Below are 8,885 nucleotides of genomic sequence, written 5' to 3' on the forward strand. Positions count from 1 at the left end.
AATCATTAAGTAGCTCGCAATGATGCTTGTAACAAAAAATGAGACAAATAAGATGGGGAGGTTAAGTATATATTGTAACCAATGGATAGTTGTTTTTTTCAAATGTAATCATCCTCCTGAAACTGTTCCTCTTCCTAATTATATGATAAAAAGGCGAAAAATTCAAAATTATGTGAAATATTCTTTCTGTTTTCCAGGGGAATATTTCCAAGCTTGTCCGTATAAGCTAAAATAAAGTATAAATACTATCGTTATTTTTTAGTGATATATAAAATGAGATAAACGATAAGGGTGATGTACATGTGGCGAAAGCTTACCATTGTTATCGTATTGCTTTGCTTAGCGGGTTATGCAGTCTACGAACAGAGCGGAAAAAATAAAAAACAACTAAGCGAAGAACCAGTAAAAAGTGAAGCGGCGATGAAAGAAGTTATTGCAAAAAATGGAATTGAAGTGGGAAAGATTGCACCGGATTTTGAGTTATCAAAATTAGATGGTACAACAGTAAAGTTATCGGATTTGAAGGGTAAGAAAGTTATCTTAAATTTCTGGGCAACATGGTGCGGCCCTTGTCAGCAGGAAATGCCGGACATGGAGGCTTTTTATAAAACACATAAAGATGATGTCGAGATTCTTGCTGTAAATTATACGGTCTCAGAACGAGCGAATGGAGAAGAAAAGGTAAAGCAGTTCGCGAAAGAGAAAGGACTCACTTTCCCTGTTTTACTTGATAAGGATATAAGTGCTACAACGACATATAAAGTGATCACTATTCCAACTTCTTATTTTGTAGATACAAAAGGTGTAATTCAAGATAAATTTATCGGACCGATGACACAAAAAGAGATGGAGAAACGAATTGAAAAATTAAAATAATAGTCAGGAGACAGGATTGGTAAAAGACCATTTCTGTCTTTTCTTTTTCATCAAACAGTTTGTTCATGATATGATAAAAGAAATTTGAAAGATAATAATAATTTGAGGAGAGTATGTTGTGGGACATTTAACTTTGCCAGTGGACTATGTTGTTATTGACTTTGAAACGACAGGATTTAATCCGTATAGTGATCGGATTATTCAAGTAGCAGCGGTTCGATACCGTAATCATGAACTAGCAGATCAATTTGTTTCTTTCGTAAATCCAGAACGGCCTATACCTAGCCGTATTACAAGTTTAACAGGGATTACAAATTATCGTGTTTCAGATGCACCAACAATTCAGGAAGTTTTGCCTTTGTTTTTAGCATTTTTAGGAAAAGACACAATCGTTGCGCATAATGCTTCTTTTGATATGCGCTTTTTAAAGAGTAATACGAATATGCTTAGGTTATCGGAGCCTAAAAATAAAGTCGTTGATACGGTATTTTTAGCGAAAAAGTATATGAAGCATGCCCCGAATCATAAACTTGAGACTTTAAAAAGAATGCTCGGCATTCGTTTGAGTTCGCATAATGCACTGGATGATTGTATAACGTGCGCAGCGGTTTATCAAAAATGTGCAGCTATACAGGAAGAAGGACAAAAGAAAACGAAAAAAGAAGCGGTTGAAGAAGAAATAGTATGCACATTAATAAAAGAAATGTTTGTGAAGCACAATCGCGATATAGAATGGATTCGTAGTGTGAGTGTCGGAAGTTATTTAGATATTAAAGCTTTTTATCCGATTGTAAGGTTGAAGGTAAAAGGACGGAAAAAATATGTGCTAACGGAAAAAACGGAACAAGAAGTGTTAGAAATATGTACGAGTTTAAAATGCGAGCCAGCTTTAAAAAGTGAATTAGGTATAACGAGAATAATGATTGAAAGCTTAGATGACTTTACGAAGTTAGAAGGCTATATTTTGGAGGAATACGATTCAGTGTTGCGAGCTCTGCACGAGTATAAAGAAAATCAAGTGAATGCAGAGGAAGAGATTAAGAAGTATTTGAGTATAATGAAATAAAAAAATCCATTTGCAGTCTAGAGAAACTGCGAATGGATTTTTTGTGTACAATAAACTGTTCTTTATTAAAATATGAAGTTTTCTCATAAGTCTGATTAAAGAGTTTTTTATTTGTTCATACTAATAATAAGAAAGAGAAGGAGAAAGGATGAACAACATGAGAAGAAATCGTCGAAAAACATTCGAGGAACTTGTGAAGGAAAATAAGCGGCAACTACTAAGCGATCGTGATGCAATTGAACGGATTGAAGAACGAATTGAAAAACGTTATGAGATGAGGCTTTTTAAGCAAGCTGAATAATTCTTATCACTAGTATGATACTAGTGATAAGGAGGCGATAACGATGGGTAATCCAAAAAAGAATCCAAAAGACTTTGCACCGAACCAAATTGGAACGCAATCAAAAAAAGCTGGTGGAAATAAAGGCAAACAAATGCAAGATCAGACTGGAAAACAACCGATTGTTGATAACGGTTAAAGAAAAGGAGAATGTTTTCATTCTCCTTTTCTTTATGTGTGTACATAATCTAATTTGTTTTTGGAAAACTAACATGGTATGTATATCTCAATTAGGAGGGAAATAGCATGGCAGAGCAATATAAAGCGAATCCAGATGACAGAAGTGACAATGTAGAAAAGTTACAAGAGATGGTACAAAATACGATTGATAATTTTAATGAGGCAAAAGAAACTGCAGAGGTTTCAAATGAACAAGATCGCGCTGCAATTGAAGCAAAAAACCAACGCCGTTTAGAAAGTATTGATTCATTGAAAAGTGAAATAAAAGATGAATCTGAATATAATGGGTAAAAAGGCTGACAATCGTCAGCCTTTTTTTGTAACTGAGAAATTTTCAGTAAGTAAACGCCAATTTTGCGGGAAAGGAAGACCAATTTTCCAATAGCTAATACCGCGTATGCCTTGCTCTTTAATTAAATTAAATTTACTTTGGACTGACCGTGCATCTTCAAACCATACTTCATGCTGCACACCATTTTCATTAAAGTAATTAAAGTGTGGTGCTTGAGCAGTGAAATCATAGCGAATTGGAACGTTATATTTACGAGCAAGGGCAACAGCTGAGACCGAACTAACAGCTTTTGCAGGAGGGTTCCCTGCTTTAAACGGAAGTGTCCAGTCGAAACCATATAAGTTTTGACCCATCATAATTTTGTGCGGTGGCATTTGAGATTTTGCATATTGGATTACCTGTTTTACAGGGCCAATAGGAGAAACTGCCATTGGCGGTCCGCCTTGCCATCCCCAGTCATAAGTCATAATCACGACAAAGTCGACAATTTCTCCTTGTGCTTTATAATCATGCGCTTCAAAAAATTTGCCTTTTTGTTTTGAACTTGTTTTTGGGACAAGTGTCGTACTTAACGTATATCCTTCAGGTAATCTTGCTTTTACACTTCGTAAAAAGCGGTTGTATGCTTCACGGTCTTCTGGAGCGACATTTTCGAAGTCGAAATGAATATCACGCATACCGTATTTCTCAGCTGTTTGTAGAATGTTAGTAATAAACTTATTTTGAATGGTAGTGCTTCTTAAAAGAACAGATGCTAATGCAGTGCTGAAGTTCCCATTTTCGATATTCGTAATAACGAGCATCGGGATTGTTTGTCCTCGCCTAGCGAGCTCAGCAATTCTAGCGGTTTCGGTTGGCTCTTTTAAAGTTCCATCTCTTTGTGCTTCAAAGCTGAAATAAGCCAAATATGTTAAATAAGGATTAATAGCCCGCGTAGCATTTACTAAGCTTTCTTTAATAGGTACCGTGGAAGGTTGCAAGTAGGCGATAGATTCTATCGCTCGTTTTGAGCCTTGTGGTACATATAATTGTTGCCCAACATGGAGAACGGATTTTAATGATAGATTATTAACTTTTGCTAAGCTGGCGAGAGGAACGTTATATGTTTGAGCAATTCGATAAAGACTGTCGCCTGGCTGTACGTAATAATTATTTCCTTTCGTATTTACAATGAGTGCCTGACCAACAACGAGTGTTTCAGCGGGATTCAGTCCATTATCTTTTACAATTTCTTCAGGTGTAGTGCCATATTTTGTTGCTAAACTATATACGCTATCACCACTACGAACGGTTACAATTTGAATCATATACTTGCTCCTTTCAGTAAAAAGATCCACCGTTTCTATTTTATTTTTGATTTCCCTGTATTATGATTAAATGTATGCAAGGAAACAGAAGTGTGAAGGAGATAGTGATATGTTTGTAGCAGAACATGAAATTGAAATCCGCTATGCGGAAACGGATCAAATGGGTGTTGTTTATCATTCAAATTATTTAGTATGGCTTGAACTAGGGCGTACGAAATTGATACAAGAATTAGGATTTTCATATATTGAGATGGAGCAGGAAGGAATTATTTCTCCCGTATTAGATTTGCAAATTTCATATCGAAAAGCAATGCGTTATGGAGAAAAAGCAATTGTGAAAACGTGGATTGATTCAGTTAGTCCCCTTCGTGTTATATATGGATATGAAATTTATAATGGTGATGGAGACCTTTGTATTACAGCTACAACAACAAATATTTGTGCGAAAAAAGAGGGTTTTCGTCCTGTATCCTTTAAGAAACTATATCCTGAGTGGTATGCAAAATATGAGGAAATTAAGAAAAAATAAAAAAGCGTGGCGAAAGCCACGTTTTTTTATTTTTCATAATTAAATTGTGGGAAGTCATCACCATCATTAAAAGTAACGGATAGGTCGTGTCCATCAAAGAACCATTCATCATCACCTTCAACGAAGAAAGTGATGCCTTCTTCCTGAATTTGAACAGCTGGATGTGCAGGGTCATCTTTACGGATTCCTAAAGAAAGACCTTTTTGTACAGTACTGCAACCACCATATTGTACGAAAAAGCGAAGCATATCGCCAGATTGTAAGTTTAATTCATCTTTATACCAATTTACTGCTTCTTTTGTTACGGAAAGATTCATGTATAGTTCCTCCAAATTATGTTGCTTTTTCTTTAGTATAAAAAATAACGCAAAAAGACGCTATTAATATGCTTTGCGTTTTCTTTTTGCGTTATGTGGGCTACAATCTTACTTTTGTTTCTTTGTAAAATTTGCTTTCGGTTCAGTTTTATTTATAATTCGTCCAATATTTGCACGGTGTCTATAAATAACCATACCAGCTACTAAACACATCGCAACAATGAAGATCTTATCCCCGTTAATAATCGATGCGATAACAGCGAAAATAGCTGTTACCATAGAAGAAAGTGACACGTATCTTGTTGTAAATAGAAGGGTGAAAAAGACAACGGCTAATACTAAAAAAACAACTGGTGCATAGCATAAAAGTACTCCAGCAGTAGTTGCAACTGCTTTTCCACCACGGAATTTTGCAAAGATTGGATATATATGTCCAAGAATTGCAGCTAATCCAAACCAAAGAGGATGGATATGTAAGCCGAAAATTAGCGGCAGACCTGTTGCTAACGTTCCTTTTAAAATGTCGGAAATTGTAACGATAAAACCAGCTTTTTTCCCTAGTGTACGAAAAGTATTCGTTCCTCCTAAATTACCGCTACCATGCTCGCGAATGTCGATTCCATAACCAATTTTCCCAACAACAAGTGCAGATGGAATCGAGCCGAGTAGATAGGCAACGACCAATAAAAGATATGTAATAAGCATAAGTTCAGTCTCCTTTATTCAAATGTGTTGATAAAGGGTAAAAAGAGTTTTTCCCGTATATTGTACCATACATTTGTAAAGAGCACATTTTTTTTGTAAATGAAAATTCAATGTTTCTTAAAAAAACTTTCACAGGAATGTTACATTTTTCACAGAACCAGTAGGGCTATATGTTGTATCATTTCGTTAGAGAAGTGACAAGATATAGTTGGAGGGTTAAGTAATGCTGAAACAAAGTATACATGGAGAAGAACTTGTAAAGATTTTTGAAACGATTGTCCACAGTAATGAACAAGACTTAATGCAAGAAAATGCAAATGTTGATGGACGATCTCCAATGGGAATGATGGGAACATTTGCATCGGAGAGTGCGAAATATTATGCGGTGGAATATTTACTTTCCGAACAAGTAAAAAAAGCAATAGATCAAAATATAGTATACCCACATGATTTAGATTTTTATGCGACAGGTACGACAACATGTTCTCAAATTCCTTTAGCGCAAATGCTTGAAAAGGGATTTCATACAGGGCATGGACATATGAGGCAACCACAAGATATTAAAAGTGCGTTGGCGCTTGCTTCAATTATTTTTCAAGCAAATCAAAATATGCAGCACGGTGGTCAATCATTTGCATTATTTGATATTGATTTAGCACCATATGTAAGAAAAACATTTGAAAGAAATAAAAAACGATTAGCAAACTATCCATTAACAAAAGAACAAGTAGAAGAATTTGCATGGAAGGAAACAGAAAACGATACGTATCAAGCTTGTGAAGCTTTTATTCATAATTCAAATAGTATGCATAGCCGAGGTGGTGGTCAAGTTCCGTTTATTTCGATTAACTACGGAACGGACACATCAAAAGAAGGCAGATTGTTAGTTAAACAATTATTACGAGCAACGCAAGCAGGGTTAGGAAAAGGCGAAACACCGATTTTCCCTATTCAAATTTTCAAATTGAAAAAAGGTGTGAATTTTGAAGAAAATGATCCGAACTATGATTTGTTTGAATTGGCACTAGAAACGACAGCTGAACGATTGTTCCCGAATTTTTCATTTTTAGATGCACCGTTTAATGCAGTCCATTATGATGGTCGCCCTGAAAGTGAAGTGTGTTATATGGGATGCAGAACTCGTGTTATGTCTAATATTCATGGAGAAGAAACGGCAATTGGAAGAGGGAATTTATCGTTTACTTCCATCAATCTAGTGAAACTAGCATTCATGAGCGGTTCAAAAGAGGCGTTCTTTGAGATGTTAAATGATTATGTAGATCTTGGTATTTGCCAATTGCTAGAAAGATTTGCGTATCAATGTACAAAAAAAGCAAGAGATTTTCGGTTTTTATATTCACAAGGAGTATGGCGAGGCGGAGAGAAACTGCAGACTGAAGATTCTGTTGCAGAAATTTTAAAACAAGGAACATTAAGCATTGGTTTTATTGGTCTTGCAGAATGTTTAGTTGTTTTAACAGGGAAACATCATGGAGAAGATAAAGAATCATGGAATCTTGGATATGAGATTGTTACCTTTATGAGACAGAAAATGGATGCAGCAATGGAAGAACATCAGTTGAATTTCTCTTTAATTGCAACGCCTGCAGAAGGACTATCAGGTAAGTTTGTTAAAAAAGATCGAGAAGAATTTGGAATGATTAGCGGTGTAACAAATCATAATTATTATACAAATTCATTTCATATTCCGGTGTATTATAACATTCAAGCGATAGATAAAATACGTTTAGAAGGGCCATTTCATGCACTTTGTAATGGTGGGCATATTACGTATATTGAATTAGATGGAGCAGCAGTTCATAATCAAAAAGCCTTAAAACAAATCGTGCAGGCAATGGCGCAATATGGAGTAGGATATGGGTCAATTAATCACCCTGTCGATCGTTGTAAGTGCTGTGGTTATCATGGTGTCATTCGTAATGAATGTCCAAGTTGTGCAAATGAGGACGAGCATGAGATAGAAAGAATTCGTCGCATTACTGGATACCTTGTAGGAGATATGTCCAAATGGAATAGTGCAAAACGTAGTGAAGAAGCGGATCGGGTGAAACATAAATGAAAGTTATGAACATTATTCATGATAGTGTAGTAGATGGGGAAGGATTGCGGACAGTCGTGTTTTTTGCGGGCTGTCCGCATCGTTGTATAGGCTGCCATAATCCAAAGTCGTGGAATATTTGTAATGGAACAGAAATGACTGTGGAAGAAATTGTAAAAGAGATTACCGAAAATCCGCTCACTGATGTAACATTTTCAGGTGGAGATCCATTCTTTCAAGCTGCGGAAGTGAAAAAGGTAGCAAAAGCTGTGAAGGACTTGAAAAAAAACTTATGGATTTACACTGGTTATACGTTAGAAGAGATACAGAGTTCCCGAAATAATGATATGATAGAGTTGTTACACTATGGGGATGTTTTGGTCGATGGAAGGTTTGAACTCGATAAAAGAGATTTAACACTTCCATTTCGCGGAAGCTCCAATCAACGTATTATTCGATTGAAAGAGTAAAAAGGCGGGATAGGTTAGATGAATAAAACAGTATTACTTGTTGAAGATGAAAGAAGATTACGCGAAATTGTTAGTGATTATTTTCGCAGTGAAGGCTTTGAAGTGATCGAAGCAGAAGATGGAAAACAAGCGTTAGAATTATTTGCTGAACATACAATTGATTTAATTATGTTAGATATTATGCTGCCAGAAATAGATGGTTGGTCTGTTTGTCGCCGTATCCGGAAAGAATCGGCAGTGCCAATTATTATGATGACAGCACGTTCTGATGAAGATGATACATTACTAGGTTTTGAACTGGGAGCGGATGAATATGTAACCAAGCCCTTCAGTCCGAAAGTATTAGTAGCTCGTGCAAAAACGTTATTAAAGCGTGCTGATGGAGCAGTAGGGGTTGCTGAAGAAAACGTAATGTCTATGGCTGGAATCGATGTGAATCGACTTTCACGAACAGTATCTGTAAATGGAGAAGAGGTTATATTAACGCATAAAGAATTTGAACTTCTTGTTTATTTAATGGAGAACAAAGGGATTGTATTATCACGTCAACATTTGCTGGATCAGCTATGGGGATATGATTACTACGGTGATGATCGTACAGTAGATACACATATAAAAAAACTACGTAATAAATTAGGTGACAAAGCCAAGCATATTGGAACTGTTATTCGGGTTGGGTATAAGTTTGAGGAATAGTTTTTAAATACTATGTAATAGAAAAAACGATAGAAAAGCTTTCCTTTT

General features: G+C 35.9%; 12 protein-coding genes. 9 read left to right on the forward strand and 3 right to left on the reverse strand.

Translation table 11 applies throughout. The annotated features are described in order from the left end of the window. Nucleotides 1–300: 300 nt before the first annotated feature. The 5 genes from V7183_RS23130 to tlp all read left to right on the forward strand — a co-directional run bounded on the left by V7183_RS23130 (nucleotide 301) and on the right by tlp (nucleotide 2,753). Nucleotides 301–876 carry a redoxin domain-containing protein gene (locus V7183_RS23130; protein WP_335360978.1) on the forward strand — a complete coding sequence of 192 codons (576 nt, stop codon included), beginning with the start codon at nucleotides 301–303 and terminating at the stop codon, nucleotides 874–876. A gap of 118 nt (nucleotides 877–994) precedes the next feature. Then, the gene (locus V7183_RS23135) at nucleotides 995–1,942 is read left to right on the forward strand and encodes a 3'-5' exonuclease (protein WP_335360979.1); all 948 of its coding nucleotides are present in this window, start codon (nucleotides 995–997) and stop codon (nucleotides 1,940–1,942) included. Between the two features lie 157 nt (nucleotides 1,943–2,099). Beyond that, the gene (locus tag V7183_RS23140) at nucleotides 2,100–2,243 is read left to right on the forward strand and encodes an FbpB family small basic protein (protein ID WP_097894566.1); all 144 of its coding nucleotides are present in this window, start codon (nucleotides 2,100–2,102) and stop codon (nucleotides 2,241–2,243) included. Nucleotides 2,244–2,286: 43 nt separating this feature from the next. Beyond that, nucleotides 2,287–2,421 (forward strand): acid-soluble spore protein SspN, encoded by a 135-nt coding sequence (gene sspN, locus V7183_RS23145; RefSeq protein WP_097894539.1) that lies wholly within the window; start codon nucleotides 2,287–2,289, stop codon nucleotides 2,419–2,421. 107 nt (nucleotides 2,422–2,528) lie between these two features. Continuing rightward, nucleotides 2,529–2,753, forward strand: a complete 225-nt coding sequence (gene tlp / locus V7183_RS23150; RefSeq protein WP_097894540.1) for a small acid-soluble spore protein Tlp — start codon at nucleotides 2,529–2,531, stop codon at nucleotides 2,751–2,753. A 15-nt stretch (nucleotides 2,754–2,768) separates the two neighbouring features. On the opposite strand, the gene V7183_RS23155 is transcribed toward tlp, so the two are convergent. Next, the gene (locus V7183_RS23155; protein WP_097894541.1) at nucleotides 2,769–4,061 is read right to left on the reverse strand and encodes a LysM peptidoglycan-binding domain-containing protein; all 1,293 of its coding nucleotides are present in this window, start codon (nucleotides 4,059–4,061) and stop codon (nucleotides 2,769–2,771) included. A gap of 109 nt (nucleotides 4,062–4,170) precedes the next feature. On the opposite strand from V7183_RS23155, the gene V7183_RS23160 reads away from it, so the two are divergent. Further along, on the forward strand, nucleotides 4,171–4,590 hold the full coding sequence (locus tag V7183_RS23160; RefSeq protein ID WP_097894542.1) for an acyl-CoA thioesterase: 420 nt from the start codon (nucleotides 4,171–4,173) through the stop codon (nucleotides 4,588–4,590). Nucleotides 4,591–4,616: 26 nt separating this feature from the next. Here the strand turns inward: V7183_RS23160 and V7183_RS23165 are convergent, their stop codons facing one another. Together V7183_RS23165 and plsY are read right to left on the reverse strand one after the other, a co-directional pair. After that, complete coding sequence (locus tag V7183_RS23165) at nucleotides 4,617–4,907, reverse strand: HesB/YadR/YfhF family protein (RefSeq protein WP_097894543.1); 291 nt, start codon at nucleotides 4,905–4,907, stop codon at nucleotides 4,617–4,619. A gap of 108 nt (nucleotides 4,908–5,015) precedes the next feature. After that, the gene (gene plsY / locus V7183_RS23170; protein ID WP_097894544.1) at nucleotides 5,016–5,612 is read right to left on the reverse strand and encodes a glycerol-3-phosphate 1-O-acyltransferase PlsY; all 597 of its coding nucleotides are present in this window, start codon (nucleotides 5,610–5,612) and stop codon (nucleotides 5,016–5,018) included. Between the two features lie 223 nt (nucleotides 5,613–5,835). Here plsY and V7183_RS23175 point away from each other — a divergent pair, with 223 nt between their 5' ends. From V7183_RS23175 to V7183_RS23185, 3 genes are read left to right on the forward strand one after another with little or no spacing between them, the layout of a single operon-like run. After that, on the forward strand, nucleotides 5,836–7,692 hold the full coding sequence (locus V7183_RS23175; RefSeq protein ID WP_335360980.1) for an anaerobic ribonucleoside triphosphate reductase: 1,857 nt from the start codon (nucleotides 5,836–5,838) through the stop codon (nucleotides 7,690–7,692). Beyond that, entirely contained in the window at nucleotides 7,689–8,141 is a 453-nt protein-coding gene (gene nrdG, locus V7183_RS23180) for an anaerobic ribonucleoside-triphosphate reductase activating protein (RefSeq protein WP_097894546.1), read from the forward strand. The genes V7183_RS23175 and nrdG overlap by 4 nt, the downstream gene beginning before the upstream one ends. Nucleotides 8,142–8,159: 18 nt before the next feature. After that, complete coding sequence (locus V7183_RS23185; RefSeq protein ID WP_097894547.1) at nucleotides 8,160–8,837, forward strand: response regulator transcription factor; 678 nt, start codon at nucleotides 8,160–8,162, stop codon at nucleotides 8,835–8,837. Nucleotides 8,838–8,885 lie beyond the last annotated feature (48 nt).

It is taken from the genome of Bacillus sp. JJ1127 (assembly GCF_036965845.1).
Lineage (GTDB): Bacteria > Bacillota > Bacilli > Bacillales > Bacillaceae_G > Bacillus_A.